20 protein-coding genes are annotated in these 20,828 nt (G+C 63.2%); 9 read left to right on the forward strand and 11 right to left on the reverse strand.

The features are described from left to right. Positions 1 to 2 precede the first annotated feature (2 nt). The 4 genes from leuC to AB4Y31_RS19805 form a co-directional block, all read right to left on the reverse strand. Positions 3 to 1,412 carry a 3-isopropylmalate dehydratase large subunit gene (gene leuC / locus AB4Y31_RS19790; protein ID WP_368675411.1) on the reverse strand — a complete coding sequence of 470 codons (1,410 nt, stop codon included), beginning with the start codon at positions 1,410 to 1,412 and terminating at the stop codon, positions 3 to 5. A 141-nt stretch (positions 1,413 to 1,553) separates the two neighbouring features. Further along, positions 1,554 to 2,561 (reverse strand): MBL fold metallo-hydrolase, encoded by a 1,008-nt coding sequence (locus AB4Y31_RS19795; protein WP_368675412.1) that lies wholly within the window; start codon positions 2,559 to 2,561, stop codon positions 1,554 to 1,556. 108 nt (positions 2,562 to 2,669) lie between these two features. Continuing rightward, complete coding sequence (locus AB4Y31_RS19800) at positions 2,670 to 3,563, reverse strand: quinoprotein dehydrogenase-associated SoxYZ-like carrier (RefSeq protein WP_368675413.1); 894 nt, start codon at positions 3,561 to 3,563, stop codon at positions 2,670 to 2,672. A 44-nt stretch (positions 3,564 to 3,607) separates the two neighbouring features. Next, positions 3,608 to 4,597, reverse strand: a complete 990-nt coding sequence (locus tag AB4Y31_RS19805; protein WP_368675414.1) for a quinoprotein relay system zinc metallohydrolase 2 — start codon at positions 4,595 to 4,597, stop codon at positions 3,608 to 3,610. 227 nt (positions 4,598 to 4,824) lie between these two features. On the opposite strand from AB4Y31_RS19805, the gene AB4Y31_RS19810 reads away from it, so the two are divergent. From AB4Y31_RS19810 to AB4Y31_RS19825, 4 genes are read left to right on the forward strand one after another with little or no spacing between them, the layout of a single operon-like run. Next, entirely contained in the window at positions 4,825 to 6,201 is a 1,377-nt protein-coding gene (locus AB4Y31_RS19810; RefSeq protein WP_368675415.1) for an NAD(P)/FAD-dependent oxidoreductase, read from the forward strand. 57 nt (positions 6,202 to 6,258) lie between these two features. Then, positions 6,259 to 6,846 carry an AfsA-related hotdog domain-containing protein gene (locus AB4Y31_RS19815; RefSeq protein ID WP_368675416.1) on the forward strand — a complete coding sequence of 196 codons (588 nt, stop codon included), beginning with the start codon at positions 6,259 to 6,261 and terminating at the stop codon, positions 6,844 to 6,846. After that, positions 6,843 to 7,652, forward strand: coding sequence for a fatty acid desaturase (locus tag AB4Y31_RS19820; RefSeq protein ID WP_368675417.1), 810 nt, complete (start codon positions 6,843 to 6,845; stop codon positions 7,650 to 7,652). Before AB4Y31_RS19815 ends, AB4Y31_RS19820 begins: the two co-directional genes overlap by 4 nt. Further along, complete coding sequence (locus AB4Y31_RS19825) at positions 7,649 to 9,040, forward strand: FAD-dependent oxidoreductase (protein WP_368675418.1); 1,392 nt, start codon at positions 7,649 to 7,651, stop codon at positions 9,038 to 9,040. The genes AB4Y31_RS19820 and AB4Y31_RS19825 overlap by 4 nt, the downstream gene beginning before the upstream one ends. 99 nt (positions 9,041 to 9,139) lie before the next feature. Here the strand turns inward: AB4Y31_RS19825 and gltA are convergent, their stop codons facing one another. The 7 genes from gltA to AB4Y31_RS19860 form a co-directional block, all read right to left on the reverse strand. Next, positions 9,140 to 10,441 carry a citrate synthase gene (gene gltA, locus AB4Y31_RS19830; protein ID WP_018439826.1) on the reverse strand — a complete coding sequence of 434 codons (1,302 nt, stop codon included), beginning with the start codon at positions 10,439 to 10,441 and terminating at the stop codon, positions 9,140 to 9,142. A gap of 66 nt (positions 10,442 to 10,507) precedes the next feature. After that, a complete protein-coding gene (locus AB4Y31_RS19835) occupies positions 10,508 to 10,777 on the reverse strand; it encodes a succinate dehydrogenase assembly factor 2 (RefSeq protein WP_018439827.1) in 270 nt (89 codons plus the stop codon). A gap of 12 nt (positions 10,778 to 10,789) precedes the next feature. Beyond that, a complete protein-coding gene (locus AB4Y31_RS19840) occupies positions 10,790 to 11,491 on the reverse strand; it encodes a succinate dehydrogenase iron-sulfur subunit (protein ID WP_018439828.1) in 702 nt (233 codons plus the stop codon). A 28-nt stretch (positions 11,492 to 11,519) separates the two neighbouring features. Then, the gene (gene sdhA, locus AB4Y31_RS19845) at positions 11,520 to 13,295 is read right to left on the reverse strand and encodes a succinate dehydrogenase flavoprotein subunit (RefSeq protein ID WP_018439829.1); all 1,776 of its coding nucleotides are present in this window, start codon (positions 13,293 to 13,295) and stop codon (positions 11,520 to 11,522) included. A gap of 4 nt (positions 13,296 to 13,299) precedes the next feature. After that, on the reverse strand, positions 13,300 to 13,668 hold the full coding sequence (gene sdhD, locus AB4Y31_RS19850) for a succinate dehydrogenase, hydrophobic membrane anchor protein (RefSeq protein WP_018439830.1): 369 nt from the start codon (positions 13,666 to 13,668) through the stop codon (positions 13,300 to 13,302). A 4-nt stretch (positions 13,669 to 13,672) separates the two neighbouring features. Further along, on the reverse strand, positions 13,673 to 14,086 hold the full coding sequence (gene sdhC, locus AB4Y31_RS19855; protein WP_018439831.1) for a succinate dehydrogenase, cytochrome b556 subunit: 414 nt from the start codon (positions 14,084 to 14,086) through the stop codon (positions 13,673 to 13,675). 156 nt (positions 14,087 to 14,242) lie between these two features. Beyond that, a complete protein-coding gene (locus tag AB4Y31_RS19860; protein WP_018439832.1) occupies positions 14,243 to 15,040 on the reverse strand; it encodes a GntR family transcriptional regulator in 798 nt (265 codons plus the stop codon). A gap of 334 nt (positions 15,041 to 15,374) precedes the next feature. Here AB4Y31_RS19860 and AB4Y31_RS19865 point away from each other — a divergent pair, with 334 nt between their 5' ends. The 5 genes from AB4Y31_RS19865 (at position 15,375) to AB4Y31_RS19885 (ending at position 20,762) form a co-directional block, all read left to right on the forward strand. Further along, a complete protein-coding gene (locus tag AB4Y31_RS19865; protein WP_368675419.1) occupies positions 15,375 to 16,358 on the forward strand; it encodes a malate dehydrogenase in 984 nt (327 codons plus the stop codon). Between the two features lie 72 nt (positions 16,359 to 16,430). Next, positions 16,431 to 17,432, forward strand: coding sequence for a CoA ester lyase (locus AB4Y31_RS19870; protein WP_368675420.1), 1,002 nt, complete (start codon positions 16,431 to 16,433; stop codon positions 17,430 to 17,432). A gap of 27 nt (positions 17,433 to 17,459) precedes the next feature. Further along, complete coding sequence (gene prpC, locus AB4Y31_RS19875) at positions 17,460 to 18,629, forward strand: 2-methylcitrate synthase (RefSeq protein WP_368675421.1); 1,170 nt, start codon at positions 17,460 to 17,462, stop codon at positions 18,627 to 18,629. A gap of 147 nt (positions 18,630 to 18,776) precedes the next feature. Next, positions 18,777 to 19,280 carry a hypothetical protein gene (locus AB4Y31_RS19880; protein ID WP_368675422.1) on the forward strand — a complete coding sequence of 168 codons (504 nt, stop codon included), beginning with the start codon at positions 18,777 to 18,779 and terminating at the stop codon, positions 19,278 to 19,280. Positions 19,281 to 19,310: 30 nt separating this feature from the next. Beyond that, complete coding sequence (locus AB4Y31_RS19885; RefSeq protein ID WP_368675423.1) at positions 19,311 to 20,762, forward strand: bifunctional 2-methylcitrate dehydratase/aconitate hydratase; 1,452 nt, start codon at positions 19,311 to 19,313, stop codon at positions 20,760 to 20,762. Positions 20,763 to 20,828: the final 66 nt, after the last annotated feature.

Below are 20,828 nucleotides of genomic sequence, written 5' to 3' on the forward strand. Positions count from 1 at the left end.
TGTCACCCCAGCCTGCGAATGTCGACGAAATGCCCTTCGATCGCCGCTGCCGCCGCCATCGCCGGGCTCACGAGATGCGTGCGCCCGCCCGCGCCCTGGCGCCCTTCGAAATTGCGGTTCGACGTCGATGCGCAGCGCTCGCCGGGCTCGAGCCGGTCCGCGTTCATCGCGAGGCACATCGAGCACCCCGGTTCGCGCCATTCGAAGCCCGCCTCCGCGAAGACCTTGTCGAGCCCTTCGCGTTCGGCCTGTGCCTTGACGAGCCCGGAGCCCGGCACGACCAGCGCGAGCCGGATGTTCGAGGCGACGCGGCGCCCCAGCTTCTTCACGACGTAGGCCGCTGCGCGCAGATCTTCGATGCGCGCGTTCGTGCAGGAACCGATGAATATCTTGTCGAGCTTGATCGACTCGATGGGCGTATTCGGCTCGAGCGCCATGTATTGCAGCGCGCGCTCCATCGCGCTGCGCTTGACCGCGTCTTTCTCGCGCTCGGGATCGGGCACGCGGCCATCGACCGATGTGACCATTTCCGGTGAGGTGCCCCAGGTGACCTGCGGCACGATCTCAGCCGCATTGAGCTCGACGACGCGATCGAAATGCGCATCCGGGCCGGACGTGAACGTCTTCCAGTATTCGACCGCCTGATCCCACTCGACACCCTGCGGCGAGAACGGACGCCCCTTCAGGTACTCGATCGTCGTATCGTCGACGGCGACCATGCCTGCGCGCGCGCCCGCTTCGATCGCCATGTTGCAGACGGTCATGCGGCCTTCCATCGAGAGCGCGCGGATCGTCGAGCCGCCGAACTCGATGGCGTAGCCCGTACCACCGGCCGTGCCGATCTTGCCGATGATCGCGAGCACGATGTCCTTCGCCGTACAGCCGCGCGGCAGCGAGCCCTCGACCTTCACGAGCATGTTCTTGCTCTTCTTCTGCAAGAGCGTTTGCGTGGCCAGCACGTGCTCGACCTCGGACGTGCCGATGCCGTGCGCGAGCGCGCCGAAGGCGCCGTGCGTCGAGGTGTGCGAGTCGCCGCAGACGATCGTCATGCCCGGCAGCGTCGCGCCCTGCTCGGGGCCGATGATGTGGACGATGCCCTGGCGCATGTCGTTCATCTTGAACTGCGTGATGCCGTAGGCGTCGCAGTTCGCGTCGAGCGTGTCGACCTGCAGCTTCGAGATCGGATCGGCGATGCCGTGGCTGCGATCCGTCGTAGGCACGTTATGGTCCGAAACGGCGAGGTTGGCGCTGACACGCCAGAGCGGCCGCTCGTTGAGCTTCAGGCCTTCGAACGCCTGTGGGCTCGTCACTTCGTGCAGGAGATGGCGATCGATGTAGAGCAAAGTGGTGCCGTCGTCTTCCGTGTGGACGACGTGCGAATCCCACAGCTTGTCGTAGAGGGTCTTTGGCATGGCTATGCGGGGTGGTTATACGACGGTTCGACTGTGGTCGATTATGCCACCGTATCCGGCCACATGCATCCCCGGCGCGAAAAAACCCTGAAAAAACAGTAAGTTGGGTAGTAGTTTCACTACCTGGATATGGCGCCGCTTCTATTGACGTTCCAACTCGAGATATACCCGCTGCACGTTTTGCGGATGCACTGTCGAATACAGCTTCCACGTGCGGAAATCCGGGGTCTCGGCATGCTCTCTCGCACTGACGAGTCCCCTGCCCGACGCGTACGCGCGGCGTACCGACGCATCTAGCGCGCGCAAATAGTCGCCCGTCGCACCGATGCGCTCCAGTCCGACGACTGGACCGAACCCCGGCACGACCTTCGTGATTTCGAGCCCACCGAGTCGGTCGAGCGCCGCGATCCAGCCGGGGATCGACTCATTGCGAAGCTCGGGAATGCGTCCGATGCTGACGAGCGCGCCCGCGAACAACACAGCCGTCCGCTCGTCGCGCACGGCAAGATCGCCGGGCGTCGCGGCAACACCGAAGTTAAGCAGTTCGATCGCACGGCCACCGGCTTCGATACGCGTTGTGCCGTCGACCGTGCGATCCGGCACGGTCACGCGCGAGCCGCTCATCTCTTCCTCGCCCAGCGTGCGACGCAGGTTCGCGAGGCAGATCGAGCAGCGCTCACGGATCAATTCAGCCGTGCGCCGATGAGCGAGAATCGGTATCCCCGCGTCCCGGAACGCCGATGCGCCAAAGACGAACTCGGGCGCCTGGTGCGTGAGGATGACAAGCTCGATCGGCAGAGGCGTCACGCGATGAATCGTCTCGATCATCGCGCGACCATAGCGATAGGACGAGCCTGTGTCCACGACGACGACGCCGCTCGTTCCAACGAGAAACCCGCTGTTGGCGACGATGCCATGATTGCGCGGCGCAACGGCATCGCCATTGCCGAGCATGACGTAGACGCCGGGCGCGACTTGCAGCGGATGCGGAATGTCCTGCTCCGTCGCTACCGCGGGTAACGTGGCAATGCCCGCCGCATTTTGGGTTGCCTGCGCCGTGGCGGATGCAACGCGGTCAGTCGCGATCGGCGCCTGAGCCGCCCCGAGACGGGGTGCGAGCAGCAAAAACGCCGCAAGCAAGGCAAGCAACGATCGCGTCGCGCACGCGCCCCCGAGCGAGGCCCTCGCGCCATACTTGCCAAGCGCGGATCGAGATCGAGTCGGGCGAGTTTGCGGGCCTTCGTCCATGCTCGCCGATCACTTCGGCGCGGGCGCCTGCGATATCGTCGCCCCTTGCCCGGGAACGCTGATCGCACTTTCGAAGAGGTGGTTCTGCGAATCCTCCACGGTCGCCTTGAGCTCACCGCTGCCGTGCGGCATGAAGTAGAACCGGAAGTTCGGATTCTCGCTAATCGTGAAGTTGACGTTCGCCGTCATCACCGGCTTGCCAGCGTAGGTCACCTCGACCTTGCGAACGAAGTACGCCGATGCATACCTCCGCGTGATCTGGTTCATCGCCATGCCGGTGCGGTTCGGATGGCTGATCATCAATTGCGCGAGCTGCGGTCCGCCCGACTGCGCTTGGCCGACGGTGGCGAGGCGCATCTTGCCCGCGTTGGCGGCAGCGGCTTCGTCGTCTTTGCCGGCCGGCGCGGAGCAGCCGCCCGACGCCTTGATGAAACGCACCGCGCTGTAGAGGCGGCCGTCGTTCGTTTCCGCGATGACGCGCATGAACGTGTAGTCCTCGACCCGAACGCGCGTTTCGATGCTCGCGCGCCCCGAGTCGGGCGTGAACTCGAACCAGCCGGCGTACGGCTCGGGATTCTGGTCGATGAAGAGATAAATCTTGCGGATGTAGTGCGTCGGCGTTTGCGGGAATTGCGCGGTAATCGAAATCGGAACGATGGCCGCATCGGCCGCTCGAGCCGGCGCATCCAACTTGATGATGGCGTCGCCGTGCGCTTCGATCGGTCGGTTCTGGAAGAGTCCGGCGCGGAAATCGGTCCAGCGCTCGACCTTGTTCGGATCGTCCTCCGGGGAAGCCATCGCCGCTCGGGCCAGGTTCGCCCCGGAGATCACGCCGACGAGGGCGATAGCGACCCATGTCGCCATACGAATCGTCTGGAATTTCATCGGATTGAGGTCGTTCATGACCCTTCCCTCCATCGAGTGACATCCGCGCGCATCGTCAGGCGCTACGGCTCCCACTCGAGCTCAGCATAGGCCGCCGTCACGTTACGGCGCTGGTAGACGTCGAAGAGCCGCCATCGGCTGCGTTCGTCGAGACCGATCGTGTCCACCGCCTGCTGCATCGTTTTCCCCGCGCGAATGGCCGCACGTACATCATGCGCCAGTCGAGTCAGGTAGGCATTCTCTTTATCGAGCGTCATCGGCCACGGCACGCGAAGCGGGCCGTGCCCCGGCACCGCGCGCCGCACCCCCGGCAGCGCCCGGATTGTCGCGAGGTCGTCGATCCAGCCGAGTACGCTGCCGTCGATGACCGGGAGGCAGCCGGCGAAGAGGAGGTCGGCAAGCCACAAGGTACCCGTGTTTACATCGTAGACCGTCAGGTCGTTGTTCGTATGTGCCGTTTTCCAGGTGCGCAACGTCAAAACGCGTGAACCGAGGTCCAGGTCGAGCGTGCCGTGAACGAGCAACGTCGGAGGAATGACGCGGCTACCGGCGGCAACGTCGCCGAGCTCTCTCGTCAGCACGCGCAGGTAACTTTCCGAATGAGAAAGCTCCGCTTCCGGCAGTTTGGCGCTGCCGACGAATTGCGGATGATCGTCGACGAACGCCGCGTTGCCGAAGATGTGATCGGGATGCATATGGGTGTTGATCACATAGCAAATGGGCAACGGCGTAACGGCACGAATCGCGGCACGCAAGGCGCGCCCTTCGGCCAGCGTGCCGCCGGTATCGATCACCGCGACGCATCGCGCACCGATCACGAAGCCGATGTTGGCGATGTCGCCGCCGTTCTGACGCGTCGCAACGTCGTCGTGGCCGCGATGGGCGAAGAGGCCCCGCGCAATTTCAGTGACGCTCAACGGCCGCGCGCGAGCGGCAGACGAGCCGATGGACGAGGCCGGCTGCGCTGCGCTCAACGCGGCACACCATAGCAGCCCCACGGCGAGCAACCGCTTGCTCGAAAGAACAGTCACGCAGCGTGGCGGGATCGACATCGGCACATCCAGGCAACGGAGGAGGAAGTCGGATTCCAATCAGCTTGAGCGTTTCGTTCGGCGAAGGCAAGCCAGGCTCGCTCCGAGACGGTTTCGCCACTATTTGGGAATTGCCTAGCAAAAGCGACAGGTTTCAAAGCGGTCTGGGGCGACCTATCGTATGAACAATCAACGCACAGAGCACGGCTCGATCGACGGGTCCGTCGAAGTGCGCAAGGACGCCAGCCATGACAGAGATCGAGCGGCACCGACGTTGCGCAGTGGTCGGCGGTGGCATTTCGGGTATCGCCGCCGCGCATTTTCTGCGCTTGCGCCATTTCGACGTCGAAATCCTCGAGCAAGACGACTCGCTGGGCGGCCGCGTCGGATCGGCGAGGCTCGGCAATCGAACCATCGATCTCGGCGGCAAGAATATCGGGCACAAGTACGCCGTGTTTCGGGCGTTCGCCGCATCTCTCGGCCATTGCGATTACGAACCGTTCGGCATCAACACCTCGCGCGTGCGGCAAGGCCGTATCGTCACGCTCGACAGCTCGCGCCGCTGGCGCTCGACCATCGATTTTTTGCGGGATTGCCCAAAGGCCGACGTTCTCCGGTTCGCGCATCTGTGCGCGCGCGTCCTGCTCCGACATCGAAACCGATACCTCGGCTCCCCGTTCTTCAATTCGCTCGCTCGGCGCCTCGACGATGCTCCGCTTGCCCAGCGGTTCAGCCCACATTTCGGCAACGCGGTGCTGCGCCCCATGTCGGTTCGAATGAACGGCGCGGAGCCGGACGAGGTCTACGCGGGCAATATCGGCACGAATCTCGGGATGTGGCTCGACAGCTACGATCAGCTTCGCGGCGGCATGGCGGGGCTACTGAGCGATTTCGCGCGAACGATGCCGGTGCGGCTCTCCTCGCGCGTTGATGCATTGATCGTCCGCAACGGTCACATCGCGGGCTTGTGCGTGACTGATTCCGACGGCAAAACGATCACGCGCCACTACGACGCCGTCGTGCTCGCCACGCCGGCCAGCGTGTCAGCGTGTCTAATTCGCGACGCATTATCGAAGACCGCCGCGCTGCTCGATGAGGTGCGTTATTTTCCGGTCGCGGTAGTCGTCGCCGAGTACAAGCGGGAAATTTTCTCGGAGACGGTGCGTGCATTGACGTTCGGGCCCGAACAACCGCTCAGCAACGCCGGCGCCTACGGCATCGACGATCGTCACATCGTGCGCTATACCTTCAGCGGCCGCGCGGCGCGGCCGCTGATCGAGCAATGCGTAACCGCCGAAGCACTGCTCGATACCGCTGAAAACATTCTCAATCGTCACATCGGCGTCAGGCGAAATGAACGCCGCGCATTCGTCGCCCGCACTTTCGACCCGGGGCTGACCGCCTATGCGCCGCATCACGAACGCGTGCTCGAAGCAATCGATGCGGTACCGCACTCTATAGGAGGCCTTCACCTCACGGGAGATTACGTGCGGGGCGCATCCATCGAAGCGTGCCTGCGCGCGGCCCGCGAAACCGCCGCGCAGATCGTCGACGCAAGTCCCCGCCGTCAGCGTCGATCTACGTCGCCGGGCGAGCACCCCGTTGAAGACATCGCCTCACATTAGAACGAACACGTCGGCGTCTTCTCGCCCCCATCCTCAGACGAAGTAAGAGGAACCACCATGAGCAGTCTCGAACGATCGCTCGAATTCGGAAGCGAATTCGACGCGGACAACCGCAAGCACATTCATCGCAAGCTCGTGCACAAAGCCGAACTGGCACATGTCTTCGTCGAGCACATCGAGGCCTTGCCGCGAACCGACGACGGCTTCGACCGCTTCCTGGCACCGCTCGTCATCGACAGCCGTCATCCGTTTTTCTTCGAGCACCCGCTCGACCATGTGCCCGGGCTCATGCTGATCGAAGGCACGCGCCAAGTCGGAACCGCGATTTCGCATCTTTTCTATGACGTCTCGTTCGACCTCAGCTTCGTATTGAATTGGCTCGAAGTGCGCTTCACGAACTTCGCGGAGCTGACGAGCCCCGTGGCCGTTCAAATGACGATTACCGAGAAGGCCTACCGGCATCGGCGCCTCAACGGTCTCGCGTGCAAAAGTCAATGGCTGCAGGACGGACGATCGCTCGGAACGATGGATGCCGAGTGGAGCTTTTCCTCGCCGGCCATCCTTTCGCGCTTGCGTCATAGCGCGATTCACTCCTCGTTCACGCCCTTGGCCGACGATCAACAGACGGGAGAGTTGACGCCATGACCACCACGACGACCGCCACTCGGCTGCTGCGATACCGCGAGGACCGGTATCCGCTCGCGCTCGTCGTTACGACGAGCGCGGCTCAATGGCTTTGCTATTTCGAAGTGCATGCGATCGGCCCGGCACTCGCCTGCGCCGCGCTGCTCCTATTGCCGCAAATCGCGGTATCGACCGTCGTGCACAATCAGTCTCATGTCGGCATGTTCAAGCGGCGCTCGATGAACCGCATGGTCGAGCTGCTGATGTTCCTTCAAACGGGCATGTACACGACGAAATTCGCGCTTCATCACAATCACGGGCATCATCAGCATTACCGCAATCCGAAGCTCGATCCGTCCACATGGGTGGGGGCGGACGGCGCTGCAATGTCGCGGCTGGTCTATATCGCGCACTACTTCTTCAGCTACAACTATCACGTCATCGGGATCGGGCTGAAACACCGTCATCTTCTACTTCAATGCGCGCTGCAGGTCGTGTCGACCTACGCCGTGGTCGCGGCGCTCATCTATGCCAAACCCGTTTCAGCAGCCATCTTTTTTATCACGCCAATCGTCATCGTCTGGTTGAACTTCATACATCTCACCTACGACGATCATATCGACCTCTTCTCCGACGACCCCTACGCCGCGTCGCATACGAAGACGAACCGTTGGTTGAATCTCGTTTTCTTCAACAACGGCTACCACCTCGCCCATCACCTGCGGCCGGGGCTTCATTGGACCAAGCTGCCGGAATTTCACCGGCAGATCGCTGCGCGCATCAAGGCACCGCCGTCCGACACGCCGCTGAACAAGGTATTTCGATGAACGCGCCCCTGACAGTGGATGCGGACAAACGCGCGGCACGGCGAGCAATCGTGATCGGCGCAGGCATGGCGGGCTTACTGGCCGCCCGCGTGCTTGCCGATCACTTCGATTCGGTCCACATCGTCGAGCGCGACGAGCTGCCCAACGAGCCGTCGAGCCGCAAGGGCGTGCCGCAAGCGCGCTATGTGCATCAGCTGCTGATGCGCGGCAGGCTGATCCTCGAACAGTTCTTTCCTGGCATCGAGAACGAGCTCCTCGGCTTCGGCGCGGTGCCGCTCGACTGGTATGCCGACGTGCACTGGTTCGGGCCCGCCGGCTGGATGGCGCGCACCGAGCGCGGGTTCGCCACCTGGTCGACGAGCCGAGACCTGCTCGAGTTCGTCGTGCGCCGCCGCGTGCTGTCGAACAACCGAATCACGTTGCATAAGTCGTGTGAAGTGGTCGGACTCGTGAAAGCGGCGGCACCGGGAGCGGCCGCTTCCCTGCGCGTTCGCTGGCACACACCCGAGCCGCCCGCTTCGAGCCTCGCCCGAATCGATGCGGCACTCGTCGTCGACGCCAGCGGACGATCGTCGCATATGCCCGTCTGGCTGCGCGATCTCGGCTGCGAGACGCCGCAAGAAACCGTCGTCAATGCATTCGTCGGCTATGCAAGCCGCATTTATCGCATTCCGTCGAAGCACGCGGATGCGGCTTGGAAAGCGCTCGTCGTTCACAGCCGACCGCCGCTCTGCCTGCGCAGCGGCACGATCTTTCCCATGGAAGGCAAGCGCTGGATCGTTACGCTGACAGGCGCCTCGAGGGACTACCCGCCCGCCGACGACGCGGGCTTTCTCGAGTTCGCGCGCAGCCTCCGCTCGCAAGCGCTCTACGAATCGATCGTTGCCGCCGAGCCGCTCAGCGCCGTGCATCACTATCGGCGCATGGAAAACCGGCTACGCCACTACGAGCGCGTCGCACGCTGGCCCGAAGGAATTGCAGTCGTCGGCGACGCGGTCTGCGGATTCAATCCCGTCTATGGTCAAGGCATGACCATCGCGGCGATCGACGCACAATTGCTCCACACGCATCTGAGGGAGGCCGCGGGCAAGCACGCGATCGGGCATGCGTTTCAACGCGACGTGGCCGCCGCGCGTCGCGCCGCGTGGACGCTTTCGACCGGCGTCGATTACCGATACGAGAAAACGCAGGGACCGAAGCGCGCCTGGCACATGCGTGTCATGCAGCGCTATATGGATCACGTCGTCGCGCTCGCTGCCGAACGCGGCGACGTTTACCGGCGACTGCTCCACGTCATGCATATGCTCGCGCCGCCGTTGTCTCTGCTCGCGCCGGACATTGCGACGCGCATCGCGCTCCGGTCCATGCTCGGAACGACGTCCCGATAAACAACGCGCCCCGACGGTTGTACCCGCCGGGGCGCAATCTGCTTCAATCCGTCGCCGCCACCGCCGAAGCACGCGGCGGCTACGAACCGACCATTCCGATCAACGCTGCGAGATCGGCTTCGCCTCGCGAGCCGTGTGGCCGACGAAGAGCTGACGCGGACGACCGATCTTCTGCTCGTCGTCAGCGATCATCTCGTTCCATTGCGCGATCCAGCCGACCGTGCGCGCCATCGCGAAGATGCAGGTGAACATCGACGTCGGAATGCCGAGCGCGCGTTGCACGATGCCCGAGTAGAAGTCGACGTTCGGGTAGAGCTTGCGTGATACGAAGTATTCGTCTTCGAGCGCGATCTTCTCGAGCTGCATGGCGAGCGCGAAGAGCGGATCGTCGTGCAGGCCGAGCTCCTCGAGCACTTCGTGGCATGTTTCGCGCATGAGCTTCGCGCGCGGATCGTAGTTCTTGTAGACGCGGTGGCCGAAGCCCATCAGCTTCACGCCCGAGTTCTTGTCCTTGACCTGCTTGATGAACGAGCTGATGTTGTCCGGCGAGCCGATCTGCTCGAGCATGTTGAGCGCCGCTTCGTTCGCGCCGCCATGCGCAGGGCCCCACAGACACGCGATGCCGGCCGCGATACACGCAAACGGATTCGCACCCGACGAGCCGGCGAGACGCACGGTCGAGGTCGACGCGTTCTGCTCATGATCGGCATGCAGGATCAGGATGCGATCGAGCGCGCGCACGAGCACGTCGTTGACGTGATAATCCTCGCACGGGTTCGAGAACATCATCCGCATGAAGTTCGCGGTGTACGAAAGGTCGTTCTTCGGATAGACGAACGGCTGACCGATGCTGTACTTGTACGCCATCGCCACGAGCGTCGGCAGCTTCGCGATCATGCGAATCGCCGAGATGTCGCGGTGACGCGGATCGGTGATGTCGAGCGAATCGTGGTAGAACGCCGACAGCGCCCCAACGGTGCCGACGAGCGTCGCCATCGGGTGCGAATCGCGACGGAAGCCGCGGAAGAAGTACTGCATCTGCTCGTGCACCATCGTGTGACGCGTGACCGTATCCACGAACTCCTTCTTCTGCGCCTCGTTCGGCAGGTCGCCCTTCAGCAGCAAGTAGCAGGTCTCGGGGAAATCCGCGACCTTGGCAAGTTCGTCGATCGGATAGCCGCGGTAGAGCAGCTCGCCCTTGTCGCCGTCGATGTAGGTGATCGCGGAATTGCACGACGCGGTCGACATGAAGCCGGGGTCGTACGTGAATTTGCCCGTCTGCCCGTAGAGCTTGCGGATGTCGATCACGTCCGGGCCCATCGTGCCCTTGTAGATCGGCAGTTCGACGCTCGGCGAGTTGTCGCTGAAGGACAGGGTGGCTTTAACATCTGACGGAGTCATAGCATCCTCAATCGAAGTTGGAACGGGTTTCCGTGTCATGCGCGCGCGGCGCCCGAGATGCGCCGCTCAAACGGCGCGCAACAGCCCCAGCACCCGGACAATGGCCGGGTCGGAAAGCTCGCCTTCCGGTTCCTTGCGAGCGAGAAGCAAGTCCATCAGGTCGTTATCGCTCAGCTCGAAGAGGCGCGTGAGCGCCCCCACGTCGTCATCGCTGAGGCTATCCTCGTAACGGCTGAAAAAACGCTCGAAGATGAGGTCGTTTTCCAGCAAGCCGCGCCGCGCGCGCCAGCGCAGACGCGCGCGGCGCAGCGGGTCGGACTGATGCGAGGTTTCCATACGTCTAAAACGTCAAACGGTACGGCGTACCATCAGTTCCTTGATCTTGCCGATCGCCTTCGTCGGATTGAGCCCCTTCGGGCACACGTCGACGCAGTTCATGATCGTATGGCAACGGAAGAGACGATACGGGTCTTCAAGGTTGTCGAGACGCTCGCCCGTCGCGGTATCGCGGCTGTCCGCGATGAAGCGATAGGCCTGCAACAGCCCGGCCGGTCCGACGAACTTGTCCGGATTCCACCAGAAGCTCGGGCACGACGTCGAGCAGCTTGCACACAAGATACACTCATAAAGCCCGTCGAGTTCGTCGCGCTCTTCGGGCGACTGCAGACGCTCCTTCTCGGGCGGCGGCGCATCGTTGATCAGGTACGGCTTGATCGAGTGGTACTGATTGAAGAACTGCGTGAAGTCGCAGATCAGGTCGCGTACGACGGGCAGGCCCGGCAACGGACGCAGCACGATCTTCTGGGGCAGCTCGTTCAGATTCGTCAGACAAGCCAAGCCGTTCTTGCCGTTGATGTTCATCGCGTCCGAGCCGCAAACGCCTTCACGGCACGAGCGACGGAACGACAGCGTCTCGTCGATCGACTTCAATTTGACGAGCGCATCGAGCAGCATACGCTCGTGTTCGATTTCGAGCTCGTAAGTCTGCATGCGCGGCGCCGCGTCCTTGTCCGGGTCGTAGCGGTAGATTTCGAAAATGCGTTTTGCCATTTCTGCTGTCCTTGGAATGCCGTCCGTCTCAGAAAGTACGCGCCTTCGGCGGCACCGATTCGACCGTCAGCGGCTTCATGTGCACCGGCTTGTAATCGAGGCGATCCCCCTCGCTGAACCAAAGCGTGTGACGCAGCCAGTTCTCGTCGTCGCGGTGTTCGTAGTCGCTTTGCGCATGCGCGCCGCGGCTTTCCTTGCGCGCTTCGGCCGAGACTATCGTCGCGCGCGCCACCTCGATCAGGTTGGCGAGCTCGAGCGCCTCGACGCGAGCCGTGTTGAACACCTTCGACTTGTCCTTCAGATGGACATGCTCGACGCGCTCGCTGAGCTCCTTCACCTTCGTGACGCCTTCGGCGAGCAGCTTCGACGTGCGGAATACACCGGCGTGCGACTGCATCGTGGAGCGGATATCGCCGGCGATTGCCTGCGTGTACTCGCCCGAGCTCGAGCTGTCGAGCTTCGCCAAGCGCGCGAGCGACAAATCGGCCGCATCGGCCGGCAGCGGCTTATGCTCCTTGATGTCCTTCACGTGCTTGACGATATGGTTGCCGGCCGCGCGGCCGAAAACCACGAGGTCGAGCAGCGAGTTCGTGCCGAGGCGGTTCGCGCCGTGCACCGAGACGCACGAGCACTCGCCCACGGCGTAAAAGCCGTTGACGGGCTCTTCGTGATCGCGCGACGTCCCGACGACCTGGCCGTGCATGTTCGTCGGAATGCCGCCCATCTGATAGTGGATGGTCGGCACGACGGGGATCGGCTCCTTGATGCAGTCGACGTTGGCGAACTTCAGCGCGATCTCGCGGATCGACGGCAGACGCTTCATGATCGTCTCGGCGCCGATATGCGAGAGGTCGAGCAGCACGTGGTCCTTGTTCGGACCCACGCCGCGGCCTTCCTTGATTTCCTGGTCCATCGAGCGCGAGACGAAGTCGCGCGGCGCGAGGTCCTTCAGCGTCGGCGCATAACGCTCCATGAAGCGCTCGCCGTTCGCGTTGCGCAAAATGCCGCCTTCGCCGCGCACGCCTTCGGTGATCAGCACGCCCGCACCCGCCACGCCCGTCGGGTGGAACTGCCAGAACTCCATGTCCTGCAGCGCGATGCCCGCGCGCGCCGCCATGCCGAGGCCGTCACCCGTATTGATGAACGCGTTCGTCGATGCGGCGAAGATGCGGCCCGCGCCGCCCGTGGCGAAGAGCGTCGTCTTGCCTTCGAGGATGTAGACGTCGCCCGTCTCCATTTCGAGCGCCGTGACGCCGAGGACGTCGCCGTCCGCGTCGCGAATCAGGTCGAGCGCCATCCACTCGACGAAGAATTGCGTCTTCGCCGCGACGTTCTGCTGGTAGAGCGTGTGCAGCAGCGCGTGACCGGTACGGTCGGCCGCCGCACAGGCCCGCTGCACGGGCTTTTCGCCGTAGTTCGCGGTGTGGCCGCCGAACGGGCGCTGATAGATCGTACCGTCGGCATTGCGGTCGAACGGCATGCCGAAGTGCTCGAGCTCGTACACCGCGTTCGGCGCCTCGCGGCACATGAATTCGATCGCGTCCTGATCGCCGAGCCAGTCGGAACCCTTGATCGTGTCGTAGAAGTGGTAGTGCCAGTTGTCTTCGCTCATGTTGCCGAGCGAAGCGCCGATCCCGCCTTGCGCGGCGACCGTGTGCGAGCGCGTCGGGAACACTTTGGAGAGCACGCAAACGGACAGGCCCGCGCGCGCGAGTTGCAGCGAAGCACGCATTCCCGAGCCGCCCGCGCCGACGATGACCACGTCGAAGCGGCGACGCGGCAGAGAATTCTTGATTGCAGCCATTCTTTTACACTCTCCAGAGAATCTGTGCGGCGTAGCCCGCGCACGCGAGCAGCCAGGCGATCGTCAGCGCTTGCAGGAAGAGGCGCACACCGACGGGCTTCACATAGTCCATCCAGATGTCGCGCACACCGACCCACGCGTGATAGAAGAGCGACAGCAGCGTGACGAACGTCGCGAGCTTCATCCATTGCGTGGCGAAGATCGACGCCCAGCCTTCGTAGGAGAATGCCTGCGCGCCGAAAAACCAGACGAGCAGAATGATCGTGTAGATCGCCATGATGGTGGCGGTGACACGTTGCGCGAGCCAGTCGCGCAAGCCGTAATGCGCGCCGACGACGAGACGCTTCGGGCCGATTCGATTGTTGGCTGCCATGTTGTCAGAAAGCTCCGAACAGTTTGAGCGCGAAAGCGATCGTCAGCACCGAGGACACGACGAAGACGACGAGCGACGTTTGCCGACCGCCTTCCTTCGTCACCGAGTGGTGCAAGTCCATCAAGAGGTGGCGGATGCCGGCGCAAAAATGGAAAAGGAAAGCCCACGCGAGCACGAGCGTGATGAGCTTGACGACGATGTTGGAGAGGAACGCCTTGAAGACTTCGAAGCTCAATTCGGACGTGAGGCTTCGATCGAAGAGGTAGAGCAGGAACGGAAGAAAGAGAAAGAGCAGCGCGCCGCTGACTCGGTGGAGGATGGACACCTTCGCCGCCAGCGGTAGGCGATACGTCATCGTGATGTCACCCAATCCGATGTTCCGGAACTCCGGCCTCGGCTTTCTTACGGCTTCTGCCATGCTAGACCCCTACTGTGTAGTCAACTAACCCGCGATTTTAGCGCCATTTCATACCGCAGCGCAGCGAATGAAGTGCAAACACCGTTGCGCAGTCGGCAAAAGAAACGCTTCTGTCATATTCCGGCGCGGCGCTCGCGGACGCCTCCCCGCCGGCATTCAGCTCAAATCGTTCTGATAGTAGTACCCGGTTGTGACATACCAACCGCGGCGCACTTCGACGGGCCGATCGCCGTACGTGTAAGACACACGGTCGACCGACAACAACGGAAATCCCTCGGGCACGCCGAGCAATTCGGCGACGGCCGGCTCCGCTGCGATCGCCCGGATCTTCTCGGACGCGCGAATCATGCGCGTGCCGAACTCCGCTTCGAACATCGCGTACATCGGCCCCTTGTACTCCGAGAGCCGCTCGAACGTCAGGCCGCGGAATATGGCGCCCGGCAGCCAGATCTCGTCGAAGACGGTCGTGACGCCGTCGAACTGCAAGAGCCGCTTGATCTGCACCACCGGGTCGGCCGGCTTCAGCTCCAGCTGGCGCGCGATCTCGGCCGGCGCGCGCAGCCGCTTGCATTCGAGCAGCTTGCTGACGTGCGGATGCTCGATTCCGTCATCGGCCAGCAATCTGAGGAAGCGAAACTGGGCGCGATCCTCGTTGTGCGTTGCAACAAACGTGCCTTTCCCCTGACGGCGCACGAGCAGGTTCTCGGCGGCGAGCTCGTCGATCGCCTTTCTGACCGTGCCCTGGCTGACTTTGTAGCGCGCGGCGAGCTCGAGCTCGCTCGGTATGATCTCGCCCGGCTTCCACTCGCCCGACACGAGGCTTTGCGTGATGAGCCCCTTGATCTGCTGGTAAAGCGGGCTGAACGTCGGCGAAGGCGCGCTCCCAGCCGTCCCGTCGCCGGTCTGGCCGTTCGGATTCGCGTTGCTCGCCTGGTTCGCATTCATGGCGCGCATTTCAACACAAACGCGGCTCGCGCGTCCAGATTTTCCCGGCCAATTCCTGTGTCTTATATAAGACATAAGATACGGTTGACTTTTGTAGGGACGCGATCCTAAACTCCGTCGCGAGCAACGGTTCCGGGCCGGCCTCGCACCCGCGGGCGCGCGAGCTTCGCACGATTTATGCAGATCATCGCGAAGCAATGCCAGCCGGGTCCTCGCGGCACTCCGCCGAGGTGGCCGCCGGTCCCGCTTCGGCCCCACGTTTCGCGTAACGCGCATAAAATGGCGTTTCCCCTAGCGTAAGACTGCACCAAACGCATCAACGCATCGTCCTGGAGAGTTCTCAATGGCTAAGCCCGCAAAGCGCGTTGCCGTCACCGGCGCCGCAGGTCAAATCGGTTACTCGCTGCTCTTTCGCATCGCCAACGGCGATCTTCTCGGCAAAGACCAGCCCGTCATCCTGCAACTGCTCGATCTGCCGCAAGCGCAAGCCGCCGTCAAAGGCGTCGTGATGGAGCTGGAAGACTGCGCATTCCCGCTTCTTGCCGGCGTCGTCGTCACGGACGATCCGAAAGTCGCCTTCAAGGATGTCGACTACGCCCTGCTCGTCGGCGCTCGCCCGCGCTCGAAGGGCATGGAACGCAAGGATCTGCTGTCCGCCAACGCCGAGATCTTCACGGTGCAAGGCCGCGCGCTCAATGAAGTGGCGAGCCGCGACGTGAAGGTGCTCGTCGTCGGCAACCCGGCGAACACGAACGCCTATATCGCGATGAAGTCGGCACCCGATCTGCCGAAGAAGAATTTCACGGCGATGCTGCGCCTCGACCACAACCGCGCGCTCTCGCAGCTTGCGGCCAAGTCGGGCAAGCCCGTCGCCGCGATCGAGAAGCTTGCCGTCTGGGGTAACCACTCGCCGACGATGTACCCGGACTTCCGCTTCGCCACGGTCGAAGGCCAGTCGCTCACGAAGCTCATCAACGACGACGAGTGGAATCGCAACGTCTTCATTCCGACGGTCGGCAAGCGCGGCGCGGCGATCATCGAGGCGCGCGGCCTCTCGTCGGCAGCGTCGGCGGCCAACGCGGCGATCGATCACGTGCGCGACTGGGTGCTCGGCACGAACGGCAAGTGGGTCACGATGGGCGTACCGTCGGACGGTTCGTATGGCATCCCCGAAGATATCGTCTACGGCGTGCCGGTGACTTGCGAGAACGGCGAGTACAAGCGCGTGACGGGGCTTGAAATCGACGCTTTCTCGCGCGAGAAAATGGACTTCACGCTGCAAGAGCTGCTCGAGGAGCGTGACGGCGTGCAGCATCTGCTCGGCTGATGCATCGCATGCCGGCCGCCGTCGCATCGCGCTAGCGCGGCGGGCAGGCCGGCATGCCCGTCGACGCCGAACATGCGCGCCCTCACTCCCGCCGAAGTCCTGTTTGACGGCGAAGCCCCTCCCACCGTTCTGCCCGTTTGCGATCACTACGCGGGCAGCGAGAAGCTGATGTCGAAGTCGCTCGCGCTGCAGGCGCAGCTCGGGCCCGTCTTCGACGTCACGCTCGATTGCGAAGACGGCGCGCAGGTCGGCCGCGAGCAAGAGCATGCCGAGCTCGTCGCCTCGATGATCGGCGGCGAGCACGATCGGTTCGGTCGCGTCGGCGTGCGCATCCACGGCTTCGATCACCCGCATTGGCGCGACGACGTCCGCCTGATTCTACGCGCCGCGAAGCGCGCACCTGCCTACATTACGCTGCCGAAGATCCGCCGCACGGCCGACGCAGCCGAAATGTGCGCGTTCATCGAAGGCATGCGGCGCGAGCTCGGCATCGCGAAGGCGATACCGGTGCAATTGCTGATCGAGACGCACGGCGCGCTCGCCAATGTATTCCAGCTCGCGGCACTGCCAACGGTCGAATCACTTTCGTTCGGCCTCATGGATTTCGTTTCGGCGCACGACGGCGCGATTCCCGACACGGCGATGCGCTCGCCGGGCCAGTTCGATCATCCGCTCGTGCGGCGGGCCAAGCTCGAAATCGCGGCAGCGTGTCATGCACATGGGCGCGTTCCTTCGCACAACGTGAGCACGGAAGTGCGGGACATGGAAGTTGTCGCGAACGACGCCGCGCGCGCACGGGACGAGTTCGGCTATACGAGGATGTGGAGCATCCATCCCGCTCAGGTGCCCGTCATCGTCGCCGCATTCGCCCCACGCGACGACGCGATCGCGACGGCTTCCGATATCCTGCTCGCCGCTCAAGGCGCGCAGTGGGGTCCGATACGCCACGGCGACACGCTGCACGATCGCGCGAGCTATCGCTATTACTGGTCCGTGCTGCGCAGGGCGCGCGCCACAGGCAAGGCGCTGCCGCCCGAGACGGCGCCGCTTTTCGGCATGGGCTCGTCCGAATAGCCGAGTACGAGGAGACGGTCAAACACCATGAGTGAAGCCGATAACACGACACCCAGCCCGTCAGGCTTCAAACCGAAGAAATCCGTCGCGCTTTCGGGCGTGACGGCCGGCAACACGGCGCTCTGCACGGTCGGGCGCACGGGCAACGATCTGCACTATCGCGGCTACGACATCCTCGATATCGCGACCACCTGCGAGTTCGAGGAGATTGCCTATCTGCTCGTGCACGAAAAGCTGCCGACGGCCGCCGAGCTCAGCGCCTACAAGACGAAGCTCAAAGCGCTGCGCGGGCTGCCCGCGAACGTGAAGGCCGCGCTCGAATGGGTGCCGGCGAGCGCCCATCCGATGGACGTCATGCGCACGGGCGTCTCCGTGCTCGGCACGGTCCTGCCCGAGAAGGACGATCATTCGATCGCCGGGGCGCGCGCGATCGCCGATCGCCTGATGGCCTCGCTCGGCTCGATGCTGCTCTACTGGTACCACTACTCGCACAACGGCCGGCGCATCGAAGTCGAAACCGATGACGATTCGATCGGCGGTCACTTCCTGCATCTGCTGCATGGCTGGGCGCCGCCGAAGGAGTGGGTGCAGGCGATGCACACGTCGCTGATCCTTTACGCCGAGCACGAGTTCAATGCCTCGACGTTCACCGGCCGCGTGATCGCCGGCACCGGCTCGGATATCTACTCGGCCCTCACGGGCGCGATCGGCGCGCTGCGCGGGCCGAAGCACGGCGGCGCGAACGAGGCGGCGTTCGAGATCCAGTCGCGCTACGCGACGCCCGACGAAGCGGAAGCCGACATTCGCCGCCGCGTCGAGAACAAAGAGGTGGTGATCGGCTTCGGCCATCCCGTCTATACCGTTGCCGATCCGCGCAACAAGGTGATCAAGGAAGTGGCGCGCAAGCTCTCGAAAGACGCGTGCGACATGAAGCTCTTCGCCATCGCCGAGCGGATCGAATCGGTGATGGCGGACGTGAAGAAAATGTTCGCGAACCTCGACTGGTTCAGCGCCGTCTCTTATCACATGATGGGCGTGCCGACGGCGATGTTCACGCCGCTCTTCGTGATCTCGCGCACCTCCGGCTGGAGCGCGCACATCATCGAGCAGCGGATCGACAACAAGATCATCCGGCCGAGCGCGAACTACACCGGCCCAGAAAGTATGAAGTTCGTCCCGCTAAATAGGAGAAAATAGCGACCGCCGCGCGCGCCCTAGCCAGGTGGACGGCACGCGCGGCATCCCCGCCCGGCGCCCCGCGGCTCTCGCGCGGCGCCGCTGCAACCAAGGGGCTCGGTATTTGTCTCTGTCATCTATTCCAAAATCGAAAGGTCCGGCATTCCCATGAAAAAATTGCTGATCGCAACCCTTATCGGCACGATTTCCGCCACGATGTCGCTCGCAGCAGCGGACGCGGCCGCTCAAACGCAGTCGACGACTGCCACGAAGAAGGTAGGCAAGGCGCCCGCGCCGAAGCACCGGCTCGTGAAACGCAAGTCGCGCGAAACGACGGCTGCCGCCAAGACCGACCCGATCCCCGAAGGCTCCGTAGAGTGGAAGTGCAGTGAAGGGCTTTCGTTCGACCTGAAGGGCGACATGAAGAAGGACCAGATCGTCACCGTTCACTGGGCGAACAAGAACTACAACCTGCCGCGCGAATCGACGACGACGGGCGCGGACCGCTTCCATGACGCGGCGACCGGCCTCGACCTCGTCGTGATTCCGGGGAAGGCGATGCTGTTCTCGGATCACGACGGTGCGCGTCTCGCCGACGAGTGCCAAACCGCCGCGATGGCGCAAGGCGCGCCCGCTCCGACGCAAGCGAACGCGTTGAAGAAGGGCGACTGATCGTTTTTCTTTCTGCACGAGCCGACCACCATGTCCGCCTCGACTTCGAACGTAAGGCCAGAGCCTGATCGAGTGCTCGTCGATATCGTCGATTACGTCCTCGGCTTCGAGGTGGACAGCGCGCTCGCGCTCGAAACGGCGCGCCATTGCCTCATCGACACGCTCGGTTGTGGCCTGGAAGCGCTCTCCTATCCCGCATGCACGAAACTGCTCGGCCCTATCGTGCCGGGTACGATCGTGCCGCACGGCGCAAAGGTGCCCGGCACGCCGTTTCAGCTGGACCCGGTACAGGCCGCGTTCAACATCGGCGCGATGATCCGCTGGCTCGATTTCAACGACACATGGCTCGCGGCCGAGTGGGGTCATCCCTCCGACAACCTCGGCGGCATTCTCGCGACGGCCGATTGGCTTTCGCGCGTTGCCGTCGCGTCGGGCAAGAAGCCGCTCCCCATGCAGGACGTGCTGATTGCGATGGTGAAGGCGCACGAGATTCAGGGCGTCATCGCGCTCGAGAACTCGTTCAACCGCGTCGGGCTCGATCATGTGCTGCTCGTGAAGGTGGCTTCGACGGCAGTCGTCGGCTGGCTGCTCGGACTGTCGCGCGACGAACTCATCAACGCTGTTTCGCTCGCGTTCGTCGACGGACATTCGCTTCGCACCTATCGCCATGCGCCGAACACAGGCTCGCGCAAATCATGGGCGGCGGGCGACGCCACCTCGCGCGCCGTGCGCCTTGCGCTGATCGCGAAGACGGGCGAGATGGGCTACCCGTCCGTTCTCACGGCTCCAACCTGGGGCTTTTACGACGTGCTGTTCAAAAGCCGCCCGTTCAGCTTTCAGCGCCCCTACGGTTCGTACGTGATGGAGAACGTGCTGTTCAAGATCTCGTTTCCGGCCGAGTTTCATGCGCAGACCGCCGCCGAAGCGGCGATGACGCTGCACGGCATCCTGAAAGGGAAAGGGAAGACGGCCGAGAACATCGCGAAGATCACGATTCGCACGCATGAAGCGGCGATTCGCATCATCGACAAGAAAGGCCCCCTGAACAATCCGGCCGACCGCGATCACTGCATTCAGTACATGATCGCGGTGCCGCTGCTTTTCGGACGACTGACCGCGGCCGATTATGAAGACGCCGTGGCGGCCGATCCGCGCATCGACGCGCTGCGCGCCAAGATGCAGTGCGTCGAAGACGCGCAGTTCACGAAGGATTATCACGATCCGGACAAGCGCTCGATCGCCAACGCGTTGACCGTCGAGCTCGACGACGGGACGACGATCGATGAAGTCGTCGTCGAATATCCGATTGGCCATCGGCGTCGGCGCGCCGAAGGTGTGCCGCTGCTCGTCGAGAAGTTCAGGACGAACCTCGCGAGGCGCTTTCCGGCCAAGCAACAGCAAGCGATCCTCGACGTCTCGCTCGACCAGACGCGACTCGAAGCCATGCCGGTCAACGAGTACGTCGATCTGTACGTCATTTGATCGAGCATCGAATCGGATACAGTAGTTCGTTACAAGGTTCAAGTAAGGTTTCAGAAAGAAAGGCAA

Origin of the sequence: Trinickia sp. EG282A (assembly GCF_040965455.1) — a bacterium.
In the GTDB taxonomy this organism is placed as follows: Bacteria; Pseudomonadota; Gammaproteobacteria; order Burkholderiales; family Burkholderiaceae; genus Trinickia; species Trinickia symbiotica.